Raw genomic sequence first — 25018 nt, 5'->3', positions numbered from 1 at the left:
GCCTTTGTCATTAATTGTCCAAACTCCCGTCATGCTGTTGTCACCTAAACCTCCTACTTTTCACACAAAGGCGTTGTCAAAGTAAGGAAAGGTCACATGCGAACCATAGAGACAATTACACAGCCAATTGCAACCATTGCTAAGTTTGATTTAGCGCTCTCTAGTGTTTGTCTTAAGCACCGTTTTAATCAACAAGTCGCCAATATCAGCAAAGGAGTCTCCCACAGTGGTGACGGGCATCTTTACTTGGTGTTGGGTTTATTAGCTTGGTATTTAGATAAGGAGCAAGGAGTCTGGTTTTTACTGGCGGGTTTACTTGCTTTTGCTATCGAGCTACCAATTTATTGGACGCTGAAAAATAGTTTTAAGCGTCGTCGCCCTGAAGAGTTTAGTGCACTCCTTCCTGCTTTTATTACTCCCTCTGATCGCTATAGTCTTCCTTCAGGACACACTGCCGCTGCGTTTGTCATGGCGACGCTGATTGATCATTTCTATCCGAGCCTAGGCGTTGCTGCATTCTTTTGGGCAAGTTTAATCGGAACCGCGCGAATCTTATTGGGTGTGCACTTTTTTACTGATGTCATCATTGGTGCACTGCTTGGCAGTCTTTGTGGTGGATTAGCGATTGCGATGTTGGGAGGCTAATTGATGAAAATCTTGTACGGTGTTCAAGGGACAGGAAACGGACATATTGCACGCGCAAGGGCGATGAGTCATGCGTTTAAAGAGCACGATGTTGAGGTCGACTTTTTGTTTTCTGGGCGAGCGCCGGAAAAATACTTTTCAATGGAAGCATTTGGCGATTACCAGACTCGCCGAGGCTTCACCTTTATTACCGAAAAAGGCTCTGTAAACTACGCGAAAACAGCATTGAATAACAATTTGGTGCAGTTTTTCAAAGAAGTTAAGCAACTCGATCTGTCGTCCTACGATCTTATCATTAATGATTTCGAACCTGTGACTGCGTGGGCAGCGAGACAACAAAATAAGCCTTCTATTGGTATCAGCCACCAAAATGCTTTCCGTTATCCGGTGCCACTAAAGGGAGCAAGTTGGTTAGATAAATCCGTCATTGAATACTTTGCGCCTTCTCAACATCACCTTGGTTTGCATTGGCATCATTTTGATCAACCTTTGTTACCACCGATAGTGCATACCGTCGATAGCCAAGCAGAAAACGACGACTTCGTGTTGGTGTATCTACCGTTCGAATCGATTGAAGATATCTCAGACTTATTGTTCCACTTTAATCAACAAGCGTTTATCTGTTATCACCCGGATGTGATCGAATGTGAGCTGGTAGAAAACATAGAACTGCGCCCTTTATGCCACAGCAACTTCCAGCATCATTTGCATCGCTGTAGTGGTGTCATTGCTAATGGTGGGTTTGAGCTTCCTTCAGAAGCCTTGTCTTTGGGGAAAAAATTGTTACTAAAGCCACTCGCGGGTCAATTCGAGCAGCAGAGCAATGTTGCGACCTTAGAAGATTTAGGGCTTGCGATGTCGATGGAGAGCTTAGACATTTCCGCAGTACGCCAGTGGCTAAAGGAGCAACAAGCCGAAAGTGTGAAATACCCAGATGTTGCTCAGGCTATTGTTCATTGGGTACTGCAAGGTGCATGGGATTCAAAAGCAGAGTTATCCAGACAACTGTGGGAGCAGGTTGATTTTCCAAGTTACGTGTCGAACATTTAAGTACGTTGTTCTAAGTACATTGTTCCTTCCATTTTTGACACGATTTTGTTGCAGCCTTTCTGTTTGGAAGGCTGCATTTTTATTCTTCCTCTCTAATTTCTATTCAGTGTGTATTTGCTGATAATTTGACTGATAAGTGCAAAATTCAATCAGAGATATAGCTGTCATCTGTTGTTCTTATTTCAACTAATAACTGAGCTAAATGCATGCTTGTGTTGACCGCCTGTCCTATCAATTTGCTAAATACGTCCTCAAAGAATGCATTTTTACGTGTTTTATAGTTTTTTATGTTTTTATCAAGCTTTTGTTATTTAACGAATAAATACCTAATTGGCTAAAATTTACTGATTAAATATCAATCTAGTTGCGAAACCGCAATCGATTAGTTGATAGTACAGTTCGAGCCGGAAGTATCCGGACGATAAATATAATAAAAAGTTAGGTTATCTATTCGTAAAATGATTCGAATCCAGCCGCCGTCTTTTGTGCGAGATGGGATTCTATTCGTTATGAATTTAATGAACAAAGTTGACGATTACAAAAGAGGCGCACTCAATGTTAGAGAAGAAAGACGCGATGAGCGCAATTGCTAGCTACCGTATGGAAAGCACTTTGCGTGGTGTAGATTTAAACCTACTGACTGTATTTGATGCTGTAATGCAAGAGCAAAATATTACTCGTGCAGCACATAACCTAGGCATGTCTCAACCGGCAGTAAGTAACGCCGTGGCACGCTTAAAAGTGATGTTTAACGACGAGCTATTCATGCGCCAAGGCCGTGGTATTCAGCCTACGCAACGAGCTCGTCAACTGTTTGGCCCTATTCGCCAAGCACTACAGCTGATTCGCAATGAACTTCCTAGCTCTGTATTCCAACCAGAATCCTCGACTCGCTTATTCAAGCTTGCGATTTGCAGCCCTTGTGACATGCGTTTTGCTCCGAAGATCATGGCAAAAGTGAATCAACAAGCACCAAACGTTCAGCTTCACCTAGATGCAGAATTTGACCGTTTGTTGTCTGAGCGTATGCGCTACCAAGAAATTGATTTCGTGATCGACTACGCTCGTTTTGATGAGCAAGGTTTCTCAAGTACTGAAATCTTCAAAGATGAATTAGTGGTTATCGCATCAAAAACCCACCCACGCATTCAAGGTGGTGTGACGGCTGAGCAACTGCTTAACGAAAAGCATGCGAAGTTATCGAAAGTGCATGGCCAACGTAGTTTCTCAGAGCAAGCGTACCGTGAACTGGATTGCCAAGCGGCGTATGAAGGTTCTAGTTTAAGCAACCTACTATACGTGGTGGGTCAATCTGAGCTTGTGACTATTGCACCACGTTGGATGGCGGAAAATGCGGTAAACAGCGATCAACTGCAAATTCTTGATTTCCCATTTGCAAACAAAGAAATCAGCGGCTTCTTAAGCTGGCATGAATCAAGTGAAAAAGATAAAGGCCACATTTGGCTACGCGATCAACTGATGATCACTTGTGGTGAAGTCGTTGCCGCAAAATAAGATGACGTTTGGTCTTCTCGATTAGACCATATTGGTAATCATCAATTTTTACAATTCATTGGTCCCCGAGCGATTTTTGTCTCTCGGGGCTTTTTGTTTTCGTAATCAACAATCGAAACAGTAAGTTAAATAGAGTAATCATTCAGCAATTTGAGGTACGTTCGCGACGTATAAGTGATAGTTGTCTCTTATTAGTGATAAGTTTGATACTGGTCAGTTGCGTTTTAGCAAGCCGTGAGTACACTTGTTCGCTCAATTAGCTTACGCCTGTAAGCCAAAAGGTAAGTAAAAGAATGGCCAAGTTAGATTTTCATATCGTTAAACGTATTCGTGAACAAATTGCGAACGGTGGTACACGCGTTGCACTCAAGCATAAAGTGGGTGAGGAGTGGCAAGGTATTACGTGGACGCAATTTGGTCAGCAAGTTGATGCTTTATCACTTGCACTTTTGGCTCAGGGATTAGGAGTCCAAGATAAGATCGGCATTTTCTCGAACAACATGCCGCAATGGACGATCGCTGATATCGCAGCTCTGCAATTACGCAGCGTGACAGTACCTATTTACCCAACCAATACTGCCGCCCAGTCGGCGTACATCATTAACAATGCAGACGTAAAAGTTCTGTTTGTTGGTGAACAGCCTCAATTTGATGCAGCAGTGAGCATTTTCGACCAGTGCGAACAGTTAGAGCTCATTGTTGCGATGTCTGATGATATAGAACTTGGCGATCATGATTTCGTTATCTCTTGGCAAGCATTTGTTGCCAAAGGCGACGCTATATATCAAGTTGAATTGGACGCGCGTTTAGATCAGGCAAAAGAAGATGATCTACTCACGCTGATCTACACCTCGGGTACAACAGGCCAGCCAAAAGGCGTTATGTTGGACTACGCAAACATTGCGGCGCAATTGGAAGGGCACGATCAGCGCTTGAGCCTTTCTCAAAGTGACGTGTCATTATGTTTCCTTCCGTTGTCACACGTATTTGAGCGCGCTTGGACCTTTTATGTATTGTACAAAGGGGCGACCAACTGCTATTTGCAAGACACCATGCAAGTACGTGATGCACTGAGCCAGGTGCGACCTACCGTGATGTGTGCCGTACCGCGTTTCTATGAGAAGATCTTCTCTGCGATTCACGAGAAAGTGTCTCGCGCGCCGATTCACCGTAAGATCATGTTTACTTGGGCAGTCAACATGGGCGCAAAAATGGCCGCTTGTCATCAAGAAAAACGTCAGCCATCGCTCTTGCTGCGTAAGTCATACGCTTTGGCGGATAAGTTGGTTCTGAGCAAACTGCGTGCGCTACTTGGCGGGCAAATCAACTTTATGCCTTGTGGCGGTGCAAAGTTGGATGAAACCATCGGTCGATTCTTCCATGCGATTTGTATCAACGTTAAGTTGGGCTACGGCATGACTGAAACCACTGCGACAGTATCGTGTTGGGATGATAAATGTTTTAACCCCGACTCTATTGGTATGTCGATGCCTGGCGCACAGGTTAAGATCGGCGAAAACAACGAGATTCTGGTTCGTGGTCCAATGGTGATGCGTGGCTATTACAAAATGCCAGAAGAGACGGAAAAGACCTTTGATGAGCACGGTTTCCTAAAAACGGGCGACGCTGGTTACATTGATGAAAATGGCAATTTGTTCATCACCGATCGTATCAAAGAGTTGATGAAAACTTCAGGTGGTAAATACATCGCTCCACAAATGATTGAAGGTGCGATTGGTAAAGACCACTTTATCGAGCAAATCGCAGTCATTGCGGATACTCGTAAGTTTGTTTCTGCGCTTATCGTGCCTTGTTATGACTCGCTAGAAGAGTACGCGAAAGAGCTGAATATCAAATATCACGATCGCGTTGAGTTGATTAAGCACCACCAGGTGGTCGAAATGCTTGAGAAGCGTGTGAACGATCTTCAAAAAGAGTTGGCAAAGTTTGAACAAGTGAAGAAGTTTAAACTGTTACCAAGAGCTTTCTCTATGGATGATGGTGAGTTAACGCCAACTCAAAAACTTCGTCGTAAAGTCATCAATGACAAATACCAAGATGAAATTGAAGAAATGTATAAGGAAAAGTCGGATAAAAAGTAACTTAAGCTGACTTAGATTTTATATTGAGGAAAAAATCCCCAGTGATGTGATCGCGCATTGCTGGGGATTTTTGTTTGTATTGATTTTTTCTGTTCTGCTCGTCAAATAACGCTATTTAGCACCCTGTAGCTAAAAGCTTATGAAATAATGTTCTTTTTTTAAGCGTTAATTTTTTAGGTTGTACTGTGAAATAGGAGATGTGTGGCTGCTATTCCTACTAACATTCTAATTACTAGTATCTTGTTTAAAAAGTAGACCAATCTCTCATTAGACCCTTTGATAATAAAACGTTACATTTGTTGGGTAACCTTGCGGGATGTTATGACGAACGCAAGACATAGCCGAAAACGTGGAAGTATTTCGATTAGGCTACGAATAAGACCTAGACTATGTAAAACCAGACCAATCCGTTGACCTTACGGTGAGGAAACTGGCTAAGGAGAGCAATTATGACAGCAATGTTGTCAGGCGCAGAGATGGTGGTTCAATCTCTGATAGAAGAGCACGTAGAGCAGATCTTTGGCTACCCAGGTGGCTCTGTTTTGGATATCTACGATGCACTGCATGCCAAAACCGATCAAATCAAACACGTACTTGTAAGGCATGAGCAAGCCGCCACTCATATGGCAGATGGTTACGCTCGAGCTACCGGTAAACCGGGTGTCGTACTTGTGTGCTCGGGGCCGGGCGCGACCAATACCATTACGGGTATTGCAACAGCATATATGGACTCTATCCCAATGATCGTTATCTCGGGTAACGTACCGAATAGCCTAATTGGTAATGATGCTTTCCAAGAGTGTGACATCGTCGGTGTCTCCCGCCCAGTGGTCAAACACAGCTTTTTAGTAAAAAAAGCGGAAGATATTCCTGAAACAATCAAAAAAGCGTTTTATATTGCGACTACGGGTCGACCTGGTCCAGTTGTGATTGATTTGCCAAAAGATGTGATGAACCCGCAAATCAAACTGCCTTATCAATATCCAGAAACGCTTTCAATGCGTTCTTACAAGCCGACAACTTCGGGCCATAAAGGCCAGATTAAAAAAGCGCTTAAATCGCTATTAGAAGCGAAAAAACCAGTGCTTTATATCGGTGGTGGTGCAGTGATTTCTGGCGCTCATGAACATATTTTAGAGCTTTCCGACAAACTGAACCTACCCGTTGTGAGTACTTTGATGGGCTTGGGGGCATTCCCGGGTACACATAAAAACTCACTGGGAATGTTGGGTATGCACGGCACTTACGAAGCTAATATGGCAATGCATGAAGCGGATCTTATTTTTGGTATCGGTGTGCGTTTTGATGACCGTACAACCAACAACCTTGAAAAGTACTGCCCAAACGCAAAAGTGATGCATATTGATATCGATCCGTCATCGATCTCGAAAAACGTGAAAGTGGATTTGCCGATCGTAGGTTCTGCGGAAAAAGTGTTGACAACCATGCTCGGGCTGCTTGCAGAGCAAGGTAGTGGAAATGATCAAGATGCTATCACTGCATGGTGGGATGACATTCAAGTATGGCGTGACCGCAACTGCTTGTCTTATGAAACGTCTCCAGAACGAATCAAGCCACAGCAAGTAATTGAAACGCTGCACAAGCTAACTAATGGCGACGCATATGTAGCGTCTGATGTGGGCCAGCATCAGATGTTTGCGGCGCTGTACTACCCATTCAATAAGCCGCGCCGTTGGATAAACTCTGGTGGTCTTGGCACCATGGGATTTGGTCTTCCGGCTGGCATGGGCGTGAAGTTTGCCATGCCACAAGAAGAGGTCGTGGTTGTGACTGGTGACGGCAGTATTCAGATGAATATTCAAGAATTGTCGACAGCCATGCAATACGACATTCCAGTGAAGATCATCAACCTGAACAACCGATTCTTAGGCATGGTAAAACAGTGGCAAGACATTATTTATCAAGGCCGTCACTCTAATTCTTACATGAGTTCTGTTCCTGACTTTGCAGCGATTGCAGAAGCTTATGGTCACGTCGGTATTCGTATCGAAACGCCTGATCAGCTCGAAGAAGGGCTACAAAAAGCGTTGGATATGAAAGATCGTCTGGTGTTTGTGGACATCAACGTAGACGAAACCGAACACGTATACCCGATGCAAATCAAAGGTGAGGGTATGGATAAAATGTGGCTAAGCAAAACGGAGAGAACTTAATATGAGACACATTATTTCATTGCTATTGGAAAACCAACCGGGTGCGTTGTCTCGTGTTGTTGGTTTGTTCTCTCAACGTGGTTACAACATTGAATCTTTGACGGTATCACCGACTGATGATGAAACCCTGTCGCGAATGAACATTACCACGACATCTGATGAGATGCAGTTGGAACAAATTCAGAAGCAGTTACACAAACTGATCGATGTGCTGAAAGTACAAGAAGTCACCGAGTATGAGCACATTGAGCGTGAACTGATGATGGTGAAAGTGAAAGCCAGTGGTTTTGCGCGAGCAGAAGTGAAGCGGACGGCAGACATCTTCCGTGGCCAGATCGTGGATGTCACGGCTTCCCAATACACCGTACAACTTGCGGGTACGAGTGAAAAGCTAGATGCCTTCATTCAAGCGATATCCGAAGTGACCGAAGTTGTCGAAGTTGCTCGTAGTGGTGTCGTTGGCATTGCGCGAGGAGAGCGAGCCCTCAAACCTTAACTCTCTGATTGCATATAGAAAAGCCACTTAATCTAAGTGGCTTTTTTGTTTAGAAAATAACAATTAATGATATAATTGTCGTTTTAGTAAGCATGATAGGCATTAGACGTGTGAAAGTACCTAAGCGAGTCGGCACCTTATTGGCGACAGCACTATTTTTTAGTGCACTCACTGCCGCTTACTACTATCAGAAATATCTGACGTTGTTAGAAAACAATGTTGAGAACACCGCTCAAGAAGCGTTACATCAATTGGCCTATACTGGCCGTGAATACAGCAATATTCAGGATCAAATCGAAACGATCAGTGACCTACTTGGTCACAGCCAAAGTCTGTATGAATATCTGCGCCAACCTAACCGGGTGAACCGTTCCATCTTAGAAGACATGTGGATCTCGGTCGCAATCAATCAAAAGTTGTATAAGCAAATTCGCTTTCTTGATGTTTCTGGTCGAGAAAAAGTGAGGATTAATTATGAGATTGAAACAGGCGCTGCGTTGCCCGCGATCAAATTGCAAAATAAGTCAGAGCGAGATTACTTTCAATTCGCTAAGAACTTAGACGATGGCGAAATCGCTTCGTGGGGGATAGGTTTAGAACGAGAGTATGGCGAGTTAGTCTATCCCTATAGCCCGTCACTGCGTATTTTGATGCCTATTTCGCTTAACGGAAAGCGCGAAGGGTATCTTGTGCTTAATGTTGATATTGACTATTTATCCTCTCGACTCAACTATTCGTCAGTGCTTGATTTCCATATTGAGCTGATTAAGAGTGACGGATTTTACATTGATAGCCCTAAATCAGCTCGTTTGTATGGCCATATAATTCCCGCTCGCTCTCAATTTAATTTTGGCCGGATGTATCCAAACATTTGGCGTAGTTTAAATTCAAAAGATTTGGGCTATGCTTACAATGGTTCGAATTTGGTCGCGTATCGCACCATCCAGTTTGTTTCTAGCGAACCTCTTCATCTGGTTATTGATCTTACCAATGAGCAGTTATTATCCCGAGCTCAGAGGGATATTGATGACTTAATCCAAGAAGCGTTTTTTGTTTTAAGTTTGGTGCTCGGCTTCACTTTGCCGACGGCAGCCCTTGCTCTGCATTATCGGCGTCATAGTATGGAATCGAAGTTGGCTCGAGCTGCTCTTGATGGTATGACTGCGGTGATGATCTCGGATGCTTCACATAGAATCATCATGGTTAATCAAGAGTTTGAAAACATGATGGGTTACTCAACCAAGCATGCCCAAGGTTGGAGTGCACATCATTTAATTCTCTTACCTGAAGATCTCGAAGCAAACCTGAGTATCTGGAAAACACTGAAGAGTGAACACGTATGGGAAGGGGAGATTCGTTGTCGAACTAAGTTTAATCAAGTCTTTACTGCAATAATGCGTATTCAGGCGAATTTAACCAAATCAGGTAAAGTGAGTTATTACATTACGTCGCTGGTGGATATCTCTGGGCAAAAAGAGTTAGAAGAAAAATTACGAAACCTAAGCGAAAAAGATGGCTTGACGGGGTTGTGGAACCGCCGAAAATTTGAAGAGCAATTGGCGCAATATGCGGGGATTATTGAACGCTATCCTGATAGCCCTCCTGCTTGTTTGGCGTTGTTTGATATTGACCACTTTAAACGTATTAATGACGAGCTTGGCCACGACGAAGGAGACAAGGTGATTTGTAGTGTCGCAGAAACCCTCCTAGAAGAAGTCCGCAGCACAGACTTTGTATCTCGTGTCGGTGGTGAGGAATTTGCAGTGATTATGCCGCATACAACACTAGAAGAGGCTGAAATTGTATTGAACAGGCTACGTGTCGCGGTTCAAATGCGTAGTGATAGAGGCATTACTGTCAGTGCTGGGTATAGTGATTTAACCTCTGATCGTACAAGAACGTATAAATGTGCTGATATTGCTTTGTATGAGTCAAAAAGTGCAGGGCGTAACTGCGTATCGCTATGTCATAGTTATGATGATATTGCTTAGTGCTTTTACAAAAACGAAAAAACGGGGATAGACCCCCCGCTTTTTAGTCTCAGCGTTATTCGCTAGCCAGTATGCGACATTGGTTGTCGATGGCGGCTTCGATACACTGTATTGACTGTCTCAAATAACGCTCTAGATAACCTAAAGCATCCTGACTCTTTTTGTCTAGCGATGCCTTCATCAGTATTTCTTGCTCATCGAGATTACAGTGCCCAGGGTTCCCTGTGCCTAAAATCTGCATCGCGAAGTATTGGTAGCGTTTAATTTGCGTGAGTAGATCGTGGAAAAACCCAAACATATTGACAGAGCCAGCACCTTCAAACAGCGCAGTAAGAAACTGATTTTGGCGCTCTTCCCATTCCCTCCAACAAAAGCTTTCGCCAGGTTTTACTCGGGATAACTTGTGATAAGCAGTTAGTACATCCAGTTCCCATTTTTCATCGCCAATCATAATTGCCTTACTGAGTAAGCATGCGGAGACCATTTGCAGGCTTTCGTACAAGTCATGTAACTCATCTTTACATACAGGTGCAACCCAGCAGCCTTTTTGCGGCTCGAGTTTGACGTACTTGCTCCAAGATAATTGCACCAATGCTTCTCGAATGGGTGACGCTCCTACGTTGTACTTCTCTTTGAGTTCGGCAACCACGAGTTTTTGACCTGGTTTAAGCTCGCCATCGAGAATATCCTGACGGATCATTCTTAATACTTTGTCGGTAAGAGTGGGACTAGACACATACACCTCATAGAAACTTTAATCGTGACGATAAAATTAAACAGTACGAAATTCTGATAGAGGTAAATAATACAATTAGCCTATTATGAGAGCAAGAAAGCCATATAAAAAAGGAGGGCATAAGCCCTCCTTCTCAAGAAACTGAAGTGTTAAAAGTTCAGTCTTATAGCACGTGTACAGAAGCTGTGTTCGTAGTACCTGAAGCAACTAGAGCGCCAGAAACCATAACAACGATATCGCCTTTGTTACCTAGACCTGATTCTAGAGCAAGTTCTTTACCCGCTACGTAGAATGCGTCAGTGCTTTCGATTGAATCAACAACTACAGGAGTAACACCTTTAGTTAGAACTAGCTGTGCAGCAGTTTTCTTGTTAGTTGTTAGCGCTAGAATGTTTGCAGTTGGGAAGTACTTACGTACTGAACGTGCAGACTTACCGCCTTCAGTTGCAACAACGATAAGTGGAGCAGCTAGTTTCTCAGCTGTGTCTACTGCACCTTTACATACTGCTTCAGTGATGCGTAGGCGTGGGCTGTCTAGACGAGAACCTAGTTCAGCTTTTAGCGCTGAGTCAGTACGGTTCGCGATTTGAGCCATGATAGTTACCGCTTCAACAGGGTATTTACCTTTCGCCGTTTCACCAGAAAGCATTACTGCGTCAGTACCGTCCATTACCGCGTTAGCAACGTCGCCTGCTTCCGCACGAGTAGGACGTGGGTTGTTGATCATAGAATCAAGCATTTGAGTTGCTGTGATAACCATCTTACGTGCACGGTTACACTTCTCGATCATCATTTTCTGAGCGAAGATTACTTCTTCAGCTGGGATTTCAACACCTAGGTCACCACGTGCAACCATGATGCCGTCAGAAAGCTCTAGGATCTCGTCGAAGTTATCAACACCTTCTTGGTTTTCGATCTTAGAGATGATGTGGATGTTCTCGCCGCCGTTTGCAGCAAGTACTTCACGGATTTCTTGAACGTCAGACGCTTTACGGATGAAAGAAGCTGCTACGAAGTCAACGCCTTGCTCACAACCAAACTTAAGGTCGTTCTTATCTTTTTCAGATAGTGCAGGTAGGTTTACAGAAACGCCAGGAAGGTTAACACCTTTGTTTTCGCCTAGTGCACCGTTGTTAAGAACTTTACATTTAACTTCAGTTTCAGTCTTAGAGATAACTTCCATCTCGATTAGACCGTCGTCTACTAGGATAGTGTTACCTACGTTTAGGTCGGCTGCGAAACCAGCGTAAGTTACTGCAACTTTATCTTTGTTACCTACAACTGAAGTGTCAGTTGTGAAAGTGAATTCTTGACCTGCTACTAGATCAACATCGTTACCGCCTTCTAGCTTGATAGTGCGGATTTCTGGACCTTTAGTATCTAGAAGAATTGCTAGTGGTTTGCCAGTAGCTTCCATTACTTTACGGAAGTTCGCGATACGAGTGCCGTGTTCTTCGTAGTCACCGTGAGAGAAGTTAAGGCGCATTACGTTCATGCCTGCGTTAACTAGTTCAGTTAGCTTCTCTACAGATTCTGTTTTAGGGCCAATCGTACATACGATTTTGGTCTTTTTCATGGAAGATACTCTCCGGTAAGTATAGTTACAATTTGAAAGTCGGTTATTTACTCTGAAGTCAGGACGTTTTTGATGACATTTAGTACCTGTCATCCACCGATTTTTCGTCTCATTATTAGAACTTCAGATTCTGAAAGTCTTTCACCAAGTTTAGTCATTTTATGACTAAAAGATCGGCGATTTTGGTTACCTTTTTGTGACTAATCCCACTTTATATGCAGAAAGTTGCAAAAAAATAGCCTTCAATTCTGTAATTTTTTTTCTTTTCGGTGGCGAATTCTACCACTGAATGAATCCAATATCACTGTTTAAGAATTGTCTTAGGACAAGGTTTTATCGAGAAATATTAATTTTTTGGATCGAAATAAATGGACTTGAAAGTTTCGGTTTGACTATAATAAGTTTCACATCGAAACTTAAAGTCAAAACTTAAATGTCGAAACGAAATACTCAATTAAGAAGACACGCCATTTCTAACTTGGTTTCTGAACTAGGAGAAGTCAGCGTTGATGAACTTGCTCAGAAATTCGAAACCTCAGAGGTCACGATTAGAAAGGATTTAGCTTCTTTAGAGAAAAACGGCCAACTTCTACGCCGCTATGGCGGTGCGATTGCTATCCCAAAGGAAGTCATTCACGAAGAATTGGGCGCTAATGTTTCGACTCGAAAGTTAAGCTTAGCAAAAGCAGCAGCATCATTGATTCGCGAGCATAATCGCATCGTGATCGACAGTGGCAGCACGACTGCCGCGCTGATTCAACAGTTGAATGACAAACGTGGCTTAGTGGTCATGACCAACTCGTTGCATGTTGCTAACGCCCTAAATGAATTAGAGAGCGAACCGACACTGCTGATGACTGGCGGTACTTGGGATACGCACTCAGAGTCCTTTCAAGGCAAAGTAGCCGAATCTGTATTACGAGCTTACGACTTTGACCAACTATTCATCGGTGCGGATGGCATCGATCTCGAGCGTGGAACCACGACATTTAATGAGTTGGTTGGCTTAAGTAAGGTAATGGCAGAAGCGTCACGTGAAGTGATCGTAATGATAGAGTCCGAAAAAATCGGCCGTAAGATCCCAAACTTAGAGCTCGCTTGGCATCAAGTTGATGTGTTGGTGACCGATGCAGATATCCAAGCAGAGCATAAAGTACAGATTGAACAACATGGCGTGAAAGTCATTTGCGCCTAATGATGTAATCAGTTTCATATTTCACTTCCCTCTGGATAAAGGCCTTTGCTTGCTGCCTCTATTTGAAATCATGGCTAGGGAAGAACAAAACTACAAACGGAGATAAACACATGTGTGGAATCGTAGGTGCAGTAGCACAACGAGATGTTGCAGAAATTTTGGTTGAAGGTCTACGCCGCTTAGAGTACCGCGGTTACGACTCTGCTGGCGTTGCGGTTGTTGATGGCGAATCAAACCTAACGCGCGTTCGTCGCTTGGGTAAAGTACAAGAATTGGCTGATGCAGTAGAAGAAGCAAAAGTGATCGGCGGAACTGGCATTGCGCACACTCGTTGGGCGACGCACGGTGAACCTTCTGAAATCAATGCTCACCCACACATGTCTGGTGATATCGCAGTGGTACATAACGGCATCATCGAAAACCATGAAGAGCTGCGTGAGCTGCTTCAATCTCGTGGCTACGTGTTTGAATCGCAAACGGATACAGAAGTTATCGCACACATGGTTGAGTGGGAACTTCGTACTTCAGAAACGCTATTAGAAGCGGTACAAAAAACAGCAAAACAACTTGAAGGCGCATACGGCACCGTAGCGTTGGATCGCAAAGATCCTTCACGCATCGTAGTAGCGCGTTCAGGCAGCCCGATCGTGATCGGTTTTGGTGTGGGTGAAAACTTCCTAGCGTCTGACCAACTTGCATTACTTAACGTTACGCGCCGTTTCATGTACCTAGAAGAAGGGGACGTAGCAGAAATTACTCGCCGTGAAGTCACTGTGTTTGATGCAACGGGTGAGCCAGTTGAGCGTGAAATTGTTGAATCTAATGCAGAGCATGATGCAGGTGATAAAGGTCAATACCGTCACTTCATGCAAAAAGAAATCTATGAGCAACCTAAAGCGTTGATCAACACAATGGAAGGTCGTATCACGTCAGATTCTGTTGTGACAGATGCGATCGGTGTGCACGCGGCAGACATTCTAAGCAAAGTAGAACACGTACAAATCGTGGCGTGTGGTACGTCTTACAACGCAGGTATGACGGCACGTTACTGGTTTGAAGACATTGCAGGCGTTAGCTGTGATGTAGAAATTGCGTCTGAATTCCGTTACCGCAAGTTTGTGACTCGTCCAAACAGCCTATTGATCACGTTGTCTCAGTCTGGTGAAACCGCTGATACCCTAGCAGCACTTCGCCTAGCAAAAGAGAAAGGTTACATGGCGGCGATGACCATCTGTAACGTAGCGGGTTCCTCTTTGGTTCGTGAATCAGATTTTGCATTCATGACTCGCGCTGGTGTTGAAATCGGCGTGGCTTCAACCAAAGCGTTCACGACTCAGCTTTCTGCACTACTTATGCTGGTAACGGCACTGGGTAAAGAGCAAGGTCGCATCAGCAAAGAGAAAGAAAAAGAGATTGTTGAAGCGCTACACGCACTTCCTAAGCAAATCAACGCGGCACTTTCTTTCGAGAAAGAAATTGAAGCACTAGCAACGGATTTTGCAGACAAGCACCACACATTGTTCCTAGGCCGTGGCGAGTTCTACCCAATCGCGATGGAAGCGTCTCTAAAACTGAAAGAGATCTCTTACATCCACGCAGAAGCGTACGCGGCGGGTGAACTAAAACACGGTCCTCTGGCTCTAATTGATGCTGACATGCCAGTTGTTGTGGTTGCACCAAGCAACGACCTACTTGAAAAGCTAAAATCAAACGTTGAAGAAGTGCGTGCGCGTGGCGGCCTTCTATACGTATTCGCAGATGCAGATGCAGGCTTCGAAGGCGATGAGACAATGAAGATCATCACGATGCCTCACGTTAGTGAAATCACGGCGGCGATCTACTACACCATCCCTATGCAGTTGCTGTCTTACTACGTAGCACTGATCAAAGGTACGGACGTAGACCAACCACGTAACCTAGCGAAAGCGGTGACGGTTGAGTAATTACGCTTAACAGCAAAAATCCTGAGCGGCACATGCGAGAGTATGTGCCGCTTTTTTATTTAAGCCCACTTTAAGGTGGGGAGTTATTGACCCAACTGGTGAGCGGTTAGAATTGCAGAGTAGACATTTTCTGCCGTCACTGGGAAGGGCATATTGTGGATGGTTTCTCCCTCGGCCGTTGAGGCTTCGGCGACCTCGCGCAACTTAGCGTGGTTAAGCTCTTTAACGCCCATATCAAATAAGTTGGTTGGTAGACCTATAGAGCGGCAGAATGAAAGAACCGTATTAATCTCTTCCATCGCTGCGTTTTCTAGTACCAGCTGAACAAGTGTGCCGAACGCGACTTTCTCACCATGATAGAGATGATGACACTCTTCAAGCTTAGTTAGGCCGTTATGAATAGCGTGAGCACCCGCTAGACCACTGCTTTCAAAACCGATACCGCTTAGGTATGTATTGGCTTCAATAATGTTTTCTACCGCTTTGGTGCTCACACCATTTTCTACCGCAGCTTTTGCTTTTACACCATCTCCAAGCAAGGTTTCATAGCAAAGTTTCGCAAGCGCTTGTGCTGAACGCGTCGCTAACCCACCAGCCATTGTTGCCTTACCAGAAGTCATGTTGGCACGAGCTTCAAAGTAGGTGGAAAGCGCGTCGCCCATCCCCGATACAAGTAAGCGAACAGGGGCTTTGGCGATGACTGACGTATCCATGATGACCATGTCTGGGTTTTTAGGGATCATCAAATATTCTGCAAATTCACCTTCAGGTGTGTATATCACCGCAAGCGCTGAGGTTGGCGCATCAGTCGAGGCAATCGTAGGAACCACCACGACAGGAATTTTGGTGTAAAACGCAACAGCCTTTGCTGTATCTAACGTTTTACCACCACCAATACCGACAATGACATCGTGTTTTTGAGTGGCACAAATGTCCGTGATGCGTTCAATCTCAACGCGCGAACATTCGCCACCAAAAATGTTCATAGTGAGTGGAAGCTTTTCGTCAGCAAAACTTTGTTTGACGTCATCACCAACCAGGTTAGTCACGAACTCATCGGCAATTACTAACGGACGTTCACCCAATGTTTTCACATAGTGAGCGATAGATGTAAGTACTTGTTCACCTTGGACGTATTTGCTTGGGCTGATAATAATTTTGTCCATAATTCAAACCTTTAACCTTTTTTATGTGTGTTTTGGACTGCAATGAATATCCATTGTAGGGATAAGGTTTATATTAGGTTTGGTGTGGTAAGTGGTGAAGGATATCTCTGGTTTTGTTCCATGCTTTTATGACCTCTGTGTCAAACCGACTGTCAGAAGTAATAAGCATCAGCATGCTTTATGGCGACGATCACTATTCAGGAAAATTTGTCGTTTTTCGTTTCATATTGAAACAATAATGCCGAAGTTTTTGTTTCAATATGAAACAGATTGATTTTTTTTTGAGCACGCTTTTTCTCTGTTTAAGATGAATTCATACCCTACATAAAAATATAAATGGAATGAGATAGAACGATGAAAAAGTTAATTAACCAAGTTGATGATGTTGTATTGCAGCAAATGGAAGGTCTGGCATTGTCCCGCCCTGAGCTAAAAGCGAACTACGAACCTCGTTACATGTGGCATGAGGAAACTCCGGGGCAAGTGGCACTGGTTTCTGGTGGTGGCTGTGGTCATGAACCTTTGCACGCAGGTTTTATTGGTAAAGGCATGCTGACAGGCGCCTGCCCAGGAGAGGTATTTACTTCACCTACGCCTGATCAAATGTACGAATGTGGCAACCAAGTGAATACCGGTGAGGGCGTGCTGTTTATCATTAAAAACTACACCGGTGATGTGTTGAACTTTGAAACGGCTGTGGAGCTGCTTCATACCGATGGCATCAAAGTTGGGTCGGTGTTGGTGGATGACGATGTTGCAGTCAAAGACAGCCTGTATACCGCTGGTCGCCGTGGCGTAGCTGGAACGGTATTGGTTGAAAAGTTAGTTGGGGCTGCCGCGAGCAAAGGTTATTCGTTGGAGCAATGTGAAGCACTGGCTCGTCGCGTTAATAATCACTGTCGTTCATTTGGCGTGGCGCTTAATGCTTGTGTTGTGCCCGCAGCAGGTAAACCATCTTTTGTTCTGGAAGATGATGAAGTTGAGTTTGGTGTTGGTATCCATGGCGAACCAGGTATCAAGCGAGTGAAATACACCGATGTCGATACGTTAGTGGATGAAATGTTTGCTGAAGTTGCTGAAAACACGCCTTATCAGCGCACATTGCGTATTTGGAATCGTGACGAAGGTGAATGGGATGAAGTGGAATCCAGCATTGAGCCTTTCGCCGCTGAACACGACTACATCGTGATGGTGAATGGTATGGGTGGTACGCCAACTTCAGAGCTTTACGGAGTGTACCGCCGTCTGGCTCATAACTGCGAGCAAGCAGGGTTCCGTATCGTGCGTAATATGGTTGGCAACTTCTGTACGTCACTTGATATGGAAGGCGTTTCAATTACGTTGCTGAAAGCAGATAAAGAGATGTTGGAGCTGTTTGATGCTCCTGCCGATACGGCTGCGATCAAGTGGTAACAGGGGGGAGCAAACATGCAAATTGAAAAACAACATATCGTTCACTGGCTAGAGTTATGTGCAAAAACGTATCAAGAGAATCAAGATTTTCTGACCGACCTTGATCGTGATATTGGTGACGCAGACCATGGTCTCAATATGAACCGAGGCTTTAAAAAAGTTGCTGAAAAACTGCCGCAATTTGCGGACCAAAATATCGGCAGCATTCTCAAGAATACGGGTATGACCTTGCTTTCTAGTGTCGGTGGGGCAAGTGGCCCGCTGTATGGCACGCTGTTTATTCGTACGGCTGCCGCTGTCGGAACTCGAGAGCAATTAACGTTTGAAGAGTTAGTGGATGCACTAAAAAGCGGTGTGGATGGCGTGGTGTCTCGTGGTAAAGCAGAGCTGGGTGATAAAACCATGTGTGATGTTTGGTTACCCGTTTTAGTTAGCGTGAAGGCGTCGTTAGAAAATGGCATGAGCGCCGATCACTTACTGAATGAAATGGTTGAGCTAGCAGAAACGAAAGCGGTTGCCACGATTGAAATGTTGGCGAAAAAAGGGCGAGCAAGCTATCTGGGGGAACGTAGTATTGGTCACCAAGATCCCGGTGCAACCTCTTCTTTGTTAATGATTAAAGCACTACAGCAGGCAATAGCAGGTAATTAAGATGGTGGGAATTGTAGTTGTATCTCATAGTCGTCGACTTGCAGAAGGGGTGGCAGAACTTGCCACCCAAATGACGCAAGGCAAAGCCAAGCTTGCGATTGCTGCTGGGATTGATGATCCAGAGAACCCGATCGGAACCGATGCCATTGCCGTGATGGAAGCGATTGAGCAGGTACAAGATCAACAAGGGGTTGTTGTGTTGATGGATCTTGGCAGCGCGTTGCTTAGCACGGAAATGGCTCTGGATCTGATTGATGATCATGTGAGGGAAAATGTCACCCTTATCTCGGCACCTATTGTTGAAGGAACCATGGCGGCGTCGGTGGCTGCCGCCGCCGGACTGCCTTTATCGACGGTAGTCGAAGAGGCACAGAATGCGTTAAGCGTAAAACAAGAGCACCTTGGTGATCAGCCACTAACATCCGCTGAGATAGCGCCAGTATCAGAGAACTTTGAGCAAGAATGGACATTTGATTGGGTAGTGCAAAATCCGCATGGATTACATGCTCGTCCCGCTGCGGCCATTGTTGGTGCACTCGCGCCTTTCGACTGCCAATTATGGTTGAAAAAAGGCGATCGCCGTGTGAACGCGAAAAGCTTAAACAGCATTGCGAAACTTGGCGTTCGTAGTCAAGAGACGATCACCTTATGCGCACTTGGACCTCAATCCAGTGAAGCAATCAAGGCATTTGAAGCCTTAGCTAGTGAGCACTTCGGAGAAAAAGAAACGGTTGAGCAAGGCATTATCGAACCTGAAGAAAGTTCAGATACTCTGCTCGATGGCATGGCCTCAAATCAGATTGAAGGTGCTGTTGTTGGTATTCGAGTCAATGACGGTATCGCTACTGCTCCTGCTGTCCTTTTTACTCATGAAATGCCAGCAGTGCCTGAACGTGATTTCCAAAGTGAACAAGATGAAATTGAACGGGTTAAGCGTGCGATAGGCGTGGTTGTTCAACATTTGCAGGAGCAAGCGAAGCAGCCGAAAGGGGAAATATTTGCTGCTCATAGCATGATGCTCAGTGACCCAGAATTATGGGCATCGGTCGAGTCGCGAATTCAAACGGGCATGATAGCCGAGCAAGCTTGGGTAGAATCACTGCAAACGTTGGCCGAAGAGTTTCGCCAGGCAGAAAGTCAGTACATGCGGGAACGCGAAGCAGATGTACATGATATCGCACGCCAAGTTATGGTCGAAATGACAGGCGTAACGCCTAATGCCATCGACATTCAGGAACCGAGTATTTTGTTGGCCCGCGACCTGATGCCTTCTGATGTGGCCGGGCTTGATAAATCGAAAGTGCTTGGTATCTGTTTGAATGAGGGAGGGAAAACCTCTCACAGTGCGATTCTTGCTCGTGCGATGGGGATTCCTGCCATCGTTAAAGCTCAGGGCTGCCTTGATGCTGTGCGTGCTGGTCAAGTGGTGACTATTGATGGCTTCCGAGGGCATTTATGGTTCTCTCCTTCAGATGCCGTACAGCAGGAATTAGAAGCGCAACAAATTGAGTGGCAAAGCACCCGACAAAGTGCACTAGCGAGTGCTCAGCAAGCCGCAGTCACCTGTGATGGTGTCCATATTCCAGTATTCGCCAATATTGGTGGACCGAAAGATATTGATGATGCACTAACATCAGGAGCTGAGGGCGTTGGTCTATTTCGGACTGAGTTTCTATTTCAAAACAGTGATGAGTTGCCAACTGAGGAAGCGCAATACCAAGTGTATCGTGATATTGCCGCCGCACTTGGTGATAAGCCACTTACGATTCGTAGTCTAGATGTTGGCGGTGATAAGCCTTTAGCCGCTTATCCTATGCCAGCGGAAGATAATCCATTTTTAGGTTTGAGAGGGGTGCGGTTGTGCCTTCAACATGAGTCATTGTTTACCGCTCAACTTCGAGCCATTCTGAGAGCCTTTCACGAGCAACCGAATATTCAATTGATGATACCGATGGTGGCTCAGGTTGAAGAAGTGAGAAAAGTAAAAGTGCTGTTGGCGCATCAAGCAAACCAACTCGGCTTGGATGCGACTCATTTGCGCGTTGGTATTATGATTGAGGTGCCAGCCGCGGTATTAAATGCTGATGCGTTAGCCCAAGAAGTCGACTTTTTCTCTATCGGCACCAATGATTTGACTCAATATGTTATGGCCGCCGATCGAGGTAACGCCGCTGTTGCTGAATTGGTGAACTACTTTGAACCATCGGTACTAAAAGCCATTGAGCTCACGTGTGCAGCAGGCGATCGCGCGGGCATACCGGTTAGTATGTGTGGTGAGATGGCTGGCGATCCAAATGCCACAGAAACATTGCTCCGCGTGGGGTTGCGAAAATTCAGCACCAGTTCGAGCATGCTACCGGGACTAAAAGCGCAGATTCGTCAGTTGTCTGTCGATGTTTAATCGATACCTTATCGTTAGTACACCTGTACCGGCGTGCTTACGCCGGTTTTACTTTTGTTATAGGAACGCCAATTCACGACTTAATACAGCTTCATTTGCTCCTGCAGCCCAAACTTATTAATTTTTCTCCATAAGGTCGTGCGGCCAATTTGCAATGCTTTCGCCATATCATGCATTTTGCCATCACACTGATTCCAAGCCTGAACGATAGCTCTTCTCTCGGCTTCTTCTAACGTGATTACTGGCGTATTTTCTGCGGTATGGCGAGAATTCAGTTTAATGTCTTCAGGAATATCGTTCAGCTTGATTAAGTTCGAACTGCGGTTAAGCAAAATTCGCTCAGTTCGGTTTCTTAATTCGGAGTTATTGCCTGACCAACGAAAATTCATCAACGCTTCCAGTGCGACTGGCTCTATCGAGATAGTCACATTGTGGCGGCGTTCATAATGGCTGATAAGCTGCTGGACGAGAAATTCAATGTCTTCTTTACGCTTTTGTAGTGGCGGAATATGCAGCTCGTTCGAGGAGATTTCATAATAAAGTTGCCGACCAAATGAGCGCTGAGTGACATACTCGCTGATCTCTGAAGCGGTGCTGGTAATAAGTTGAAAGTCTACGGGGATCAATCGCAAACTGTCGCTGCGGCTGACGAGCCCAGTTTTTAACAACTTAAGTAGCACAGCTTGTAAATCGGGCGACAGATATTCCACCTTTTCTAAAAAGAGCGTACCGCCATGGGCGAGTTCAAACTTAGAAGGCATGCCTTGCCCTTCGTCGTAGCCTAGGGTTTCTTTGACCAGTTGCTCTGTATTGATGGAGCGGCAGTTGAGCGTAATGAACGGCCCTTCTTTGTAAGTGCTTTCGTTATGGATCGCCATGGCGAGAGTGGCTTTTCCTACACCTTCTTCACCCGTAATTAGAATCGGTGATTTGGACTTTATGGCCCGTTTTGCCACGGTAATGACATGCTTCATTTTTCGTGAAATGACGGGCAAAGTGCTGAACGTATAGCGCGCACAACCACCTATTTGTTGTTGAGCAAGTTCGCGAATTTTATCGATAGGGTGCAAGAACAATAAGTGTGTGCCGTCGTTGAGTGGACGCAAGGTGATGATCGCTTCAACAAACTCGCCACGAACCTCTACCGTTGTGAGTTTACGGTTTATGCTCGCACCTGACTCAATACTAGTAAGGACATTCGGTGGGAAGCGCAAAACAGAAAAGACTTCTTTATCCAAGACCTGACTGGCTTCAATGTTTAACAAACGCTCGGACTGGTGATTTACCATGGTGATGCGATTTTCTTCATCCCACGCTAGAAGGCCGTCATCCATGCACTCTAACGTTGCGTTATGCGCACAAGTGAGGCGGTTCATGTTTTCTTGTTCCGACTGAATGTGGATTTGCAAGCTGACTTCTTTCGCGCTCGACGCGATGATGACTAAGTCTTCTTTCTTATAGCTTTCCGCTTTTCTGAAAAGGCATGTTGTACCGCGTAATTTGCCAAATTGGTCAAAAACAGGCGCCGCTACAGAGGCATAAGAGTGCAAGTTGCGATTGAAATGTTCGGCAGCAAAAACTTCACACGGGATATGAGTGTTGATACAGAGATTGACTGCATTTGTGCCTATCTTTCCTTCGGAGAGAAAACAGCCTTGTTTTATGCCGAGCGTTTGCATCTCTTGTCGCATAGAGTCGTGCCCGACGGTGGAGAGAATACAGCCGTTGCCATCGGTTACCATCAATACCAGGTCTTCGTCCCCTAGCATGTCGTAAGTGTCTTCAAGTACGGTCGTGGCGCATTCGATGAGATGTTCGTTGCGCTTCATTAGAGATGAGAAGGTAAATCCAGAGGCAATATGTGGTTTTGACCAGGTGTAAGGGCTGCATTGCTTTATGCAACGCTCCCACGACTCGAGGACGGGAGTGCGGGAAAATTCTGGAGATACCCAATGGTGTTTCTGGAAAAACTCCCACTTAGTTTTAGTGTCTTCGATTGAAAGCATGCGATACCGTTTCAATACTAGCGATAGATTGGTCTGATGTTACAGAGACATCGGAATATGGACTGTGATGGCTTTCACGCACGTTGTATAGAAGAATGTGCAAAAAGAGGGGCGAGTTGAGGAGGCTTCCGTGCCAGTTTTTCGATTAAAAAGGGCTGTCTTTGCCGAGCTCATTGCAAATCTCGACAATGGCAAGTGAGAGCCCTGACTTAATGATTTGTTGTTGACGTTGCAGTTGTAGCTGATAAAACTCAAGGTCGATGTCGTCATCTGGTTCGCTGACTTCCAGTTGTACCATGCCCATTTTCTTCACCAAGTGCAGTTTCTTAATTGGTTCTAGAATATTCGGGTCAGTGAATTCGTAATCTGAAGCGTCACTATTGAGTTGGTTTTTGAGTTTGATGATGTCTTCGATGTCGTGGTAAATGTCATCGGGGAGCACTCCCAAGCCAAACAATAACTTCAAACGAACAGACAGATCGCCCAGCGGTCCAGAGTCTTGTAGCAGCGGACCGACAACCGATTGAACAGCGAAGTTATCTTTACGAAAGATTCTTTGCACCAACCCGTCGATCGAATCGTTAAAAACGTCGACTGCTGCAATGAAAAAGCCTCGTACCGATGGTGCACTGTTTAATCGCTCAATGATCTCGGTTTCGTTGATGTTATCTGCCATATACTGAATACATTTCTAATTATTAGCTATCCCAACTCTTCAAGCAGAGAAGGACATAGAAGGGGAGCCGAGCTCCCCTAGGTAAATCAAAGTTGGTTGTAAAGTGTCTCGATTTGAGCCACTTCATCACTGTCTTCTGCAAGACCTGTGTATGTCGCTAGCGTCTTCTTCACACCCACTTCTTTTAATGAGTTTTGTAGCTCTACGGCTTGTGGGTCAGTGTCGTTAGTGTACTTCAACGCAGCGGCAATGCCTTTCAAAAGTGTTTTATTTTCAGTGCCATACTCAATTGTACCGAGTAAAGGCTTCACTAATCTATCGTTTGCACCCAATTTTCTAATTGGTTGACGACCTACGCGATCCACCTCATCCACTAAGTATGGGTTGGCAAAGCGTCTTAAAATCTTCTCGATGTAGGCGTTGTGCATGTCACGGTCGAAGCCGTAGCGTTTGATCAGCACTTCACCACTCTCTTGCATCGCCTGTTTTACTTCAGCGTGAATACTTGGGTCTTCAATCGCTTCACGAATAGTACGATGGCCTTTCAAGCAACCTAGGTAAGCGGTAATGCAGTGGCCTGTATTGAGAGTGAATAGCTTGCGTTCTACGAATGCCATTAGGTTGTTGGTTCTTTCCATGCCAGCTATGTCAGGGATTTCGCCCTTGAATTGCTGCTCATCCACAATCCATTCGCTAAAACTCTCTACGGTGACTTCTAGTGGGTCATCGTTCGCCGCTTCTGCTGGTGGTACGATGCGGTCCACTGCGGAGTCGACAAAGCCAACCAACTCGTCTGTTTTTGCGTGTAATGATTCATCTAAGTGTTTGTACACCTCACCTTTTAGGTGTGTGGTGCCGCGAACCATGTTTTCACACGCGATGATGTTCAATGGTTTATCGTTACCTGCTGCAAAGCGTTTAGCAATGCCGGTAGCGATGGTTTTTGCAATGATGTCCAGTACGTTAGGGCCAACCGCTGTTGTTACCAAGTCGGTTTTTACAATGCGGTCGATGACATCTTCACTGGCTGAGTTTACCGCGGTGACGTGAGTTACTGTGTCGATTTGGCACTCAGTACCGACCACTTTTACTTTGTATTCTTGCTTGTGACTCAGTTGGTCGACGAGTGGAGCGTCAACGTCTGCAAATGTGACCTCGACTTCTGCATCTGCTAAGAGTTTTCCGATGAAGCCACGACCAATGTTACCTGCGCCAAAATGAACTGCGTTTTTCATAATTCTTACCTACCAATGTCTAAAATGTTGACTTACGAAACTAGGGG

General features: G+C 45.0%; 18 protein-coding genes. 12 read left to right on the top strand and 6 right to left on the bottom strand.

What is annotated here, in order from left to right; translation table 11 throughout:
• Positions 1-96: 96 nt before the first annotated feature.
• The 7 genes from R7Z49_RS07550 to R7Z49_RS07520 all read left to right on the top strand — a co-directional run bounded on the left by R7Z49_RS07550 (position 97) and on the right by R7Z49_RS07520 (position 9973).
• Positions 97-645: a phosphatase PAP2 family protein gene (locus R7Z49_RS07550; protein ID WP_042522417.1), complete on the top strand. Its 549-nt coding sequence runs from the start codon at positions 97-99 to the stop codon at positions 643-645.
• 3 nt (positions 646-648) lie between these two features.
• Positions 649-1695, top strand: a complete 1047-nt coding sequence (locus R7Z49_RS07545; RefSeq protein WP_042522415.1) for an MJ1255/VC2487 family glycosyltransferase — start codon at positions 649-651, stop codon at positions 1693-1695.
• Positions 1696-2250: 555 nt separating this feature from the next.
• Complete coding sequence (gene calR, locus R7Z49_RS07540) at positions 2251-3210, top strand: LysR family transcriptional regulator CalR (RefSeq protein WP_005379693.1); 960 nt, start codon at positions 2251-2253, stop codon at positions 3208-3210.
• 293 nt (positions 3211-3503) lie between these two features.
• Positions 3504-5312: a long-chain fatty acid--CoA ligase gene (locus tag R7Z49_RS07535; RefSeq protein ID WP_318111508.1), complete on the top strand. Its 1809-nt coding sequence runs from the start codon at positions 3504-3506 to the stop codon at positions 5310-5312.
• Positions 5313-5761: 449 nt separating this feature from the next.
• On the top strand, positions 5762-7486 hold the full coding sequence (locus R7Z49_RS07530) for an acetolactate synthase 3 large subunit (RefSeq protein WP_005379695.1): 1725 nt from the start codon (positions 5762-5764) through the stop codon (positions 7484-7486).
• Between the two features lies 1 nt (position 7487).
• Positions 7488-7982: an acetolactate synthase small subunit gene (ilvN, locus tag R7Z49_RS07525; protein ID WP_005379697.1), complete on the top strand. Its 495-nt coding sequence runs from the start codon at positions 7488-7490 to the stop codon at positions 7980-7982.
• Between the two features lie 110 nt (positions 7983-8092).
• Positions 8093-9973 (top strand): GGDEF domain-containing protein, encoded by a 1881-nt coding sequence (locus R7Z49_RS07520; protein WP_186584480.1) that lies wholly within the window; start codon positions 8093-8095, stop codon positions 9971-9973.
• Between the two features lie 55 nt (positions 9974-10028).
• Here the strand turns inward: R7Z49_RS07520 and R7Z49_RS07515 are convergent, their stop codons facing one another.
• Positions 10029-10715, bottom strand: coding sequence for a GntR family transcriptional regulator (locus tag R7Z49_RS07515; RefSeq protein ID WP_081248147.1), 687 nt, complete (start codon positions 10713-10715; stop codon positions 10029-10031).
• 157 nt (positions 10716-10872) lie between these two features.
• Positions 10873-12285: a pyruvate kinase PykF gene (gene pykF, locus R7Z49_RS07510; RefSeq protein ID WP_005392243.1), complete on the bottom strand. Its 1413-nt coding sequence runs from the start codon at positions 12283-12285 to the stop codon at positions 10873-10875.
• A 433-nt stretch (positions 12286-12718) separates the two neighbouring features.
• Between pykF and R7Z49_RS07505 the strand changes: the two genes are divergently transcribed.
• Both R7Z49_RS07505 and glmS read left to right on the top strand, forming a co-directional pair.
• The gene (locus tag R7Z49_RS07505) at positions 12719-13480 is read left to right on the top strand and encodes a DeoR/GlpR family DNA-binding transcription regulator (RefSeq protein ID WP_033906045.1); all 762 of its coding nucleotides are present in this window, start codon (positions 12719-12721) and stop codon (positions 13478-13480) included.
• Between the two features lie 110 nt (positions 13481-13590).
• Complete coding sequence (gene glmS / locus R7Z49_RS07500) at positions 13591-15423, top strand: glutamine--fructose-6-phosphate transaminase (isomerizing) (RefSeq protein ID WP_005379702.1); 1833 nt, start codon at positions 13591-13593, stop codon at positions 15421-15423.
• An 83-nt stretch (positions 15424-15506) separates the two neighbouring features.
• Here the strand turns inward: glmS and R7Z49_RS07495 are convergent, their stop codons facing one another.
• A complete protein-coding gene (locus R7Z49_RS07495) occupies positions 15507-16589 on the bottom strand; it encodes a glycerol dehydrogenase (protein ID WP_258641475.1) in 1083 nt (360 codons plus the stop codon).
• 354 nt (positions 16590-16943) lie between these two features.
• Here R7Z49_RS07495 and dhaK point away from each other — a divergent pair, with 354 nt between their 5' ends.
• From dhaK to ptsP, 3 genes are read left to right on the top strand one after another with little or no spacing between them, the layout of a single operon-like run.
• Complete coding sequence (gene dhaK, locus R7Z49_RS07490) at positions 16944-18002, top strand: dihydroxyacetone kinase subunit DhaK (protein WP_256913687.1); 1059 nt, start codon at positions 16944-16946, stop codon at positions 18000-18002.
• A 15-nt stretch (positions 18003-18017) separates the two neighbouring features.
• A complete protein-coding gene (gene dhaL, locus R7Z49_RS07485; RefSeq protein ID WP_025623256.1) occupies positions 18018-18653 on the top strand; it encodes a dihydroxyacetone kinase subunit DhaL in 636 nt (211 codons plus the stop codon).
• Between the two features lies 1 nt (position 18654).
• Positions 18655-21054, top strand: coding sequence for a phosphoenolpyruvate--protein phosphotransferase (gene ptsP / locus R7Z49_RS07480; protein ID WP_318111504.1), 2400 nt, complete (start codon positions 18655-18657; stop codon positions 21052-21054).
• Between the two features lie 80 nt (positions 21055-21134).
• On the opposite strand, the gene dhaR is transcribed toward ptsP, so the two are convergent.
• The 3 genes from dhaR to R7Z49_RS07465 form a co-directional block, all read right to left on the bottom strand.
• On the bottom strand, positions 21135-23060 hold the full coding sequence (gene dhaR / locus R7Z49_RS07475) for a dihydroxyacetone kinase operon transcriptional regulator DhaR (protein ID WP_318111503.1): 1926 nt from the start codon (positions 23058-23060) through the stop codon (positions 21135-21137).
• A 145-nt stretch (positions 23061-23205) separates the two neighbouring features.
• Entirely contained in the window at positions 23206-23736 is a 531-nt protein-coding gene (locus R7Z49_RS07470; protein ID WP_005379708.1) for an MltR family transcriptional regulator, read from the bottom strand.
• Positions 23737-23822: 86 nt separating this feature from the next.
• Complete coding sequence (locus R7Z49_RS07465) at positions 23823-24971, bottom strand: mannitol-1-phosphate 5-dehydrogenase (RefSeq protein WP_318111502.1); 1149 nt, start codon at positions 24969-24971, stop codon at positions 23823-23825.
• Positions 24972-25018 lie beyond the last annotated feature (47 nt).

It is taken from the genome of Vibrio sp. 1562 (assembly GCF_033340155.1).
Lineage (GTDB): Bacteria > Pseudomonadota > Gammaproteobacteria > Enterobacterales > Vibrionaceae > Vibrio > Vibrio alginolyticus.
The sequence above is the reverse complement of the archived record's forward strand: the minus strand, read 5'-3'. Positions and strand labels throughout refer to the sequence as shown.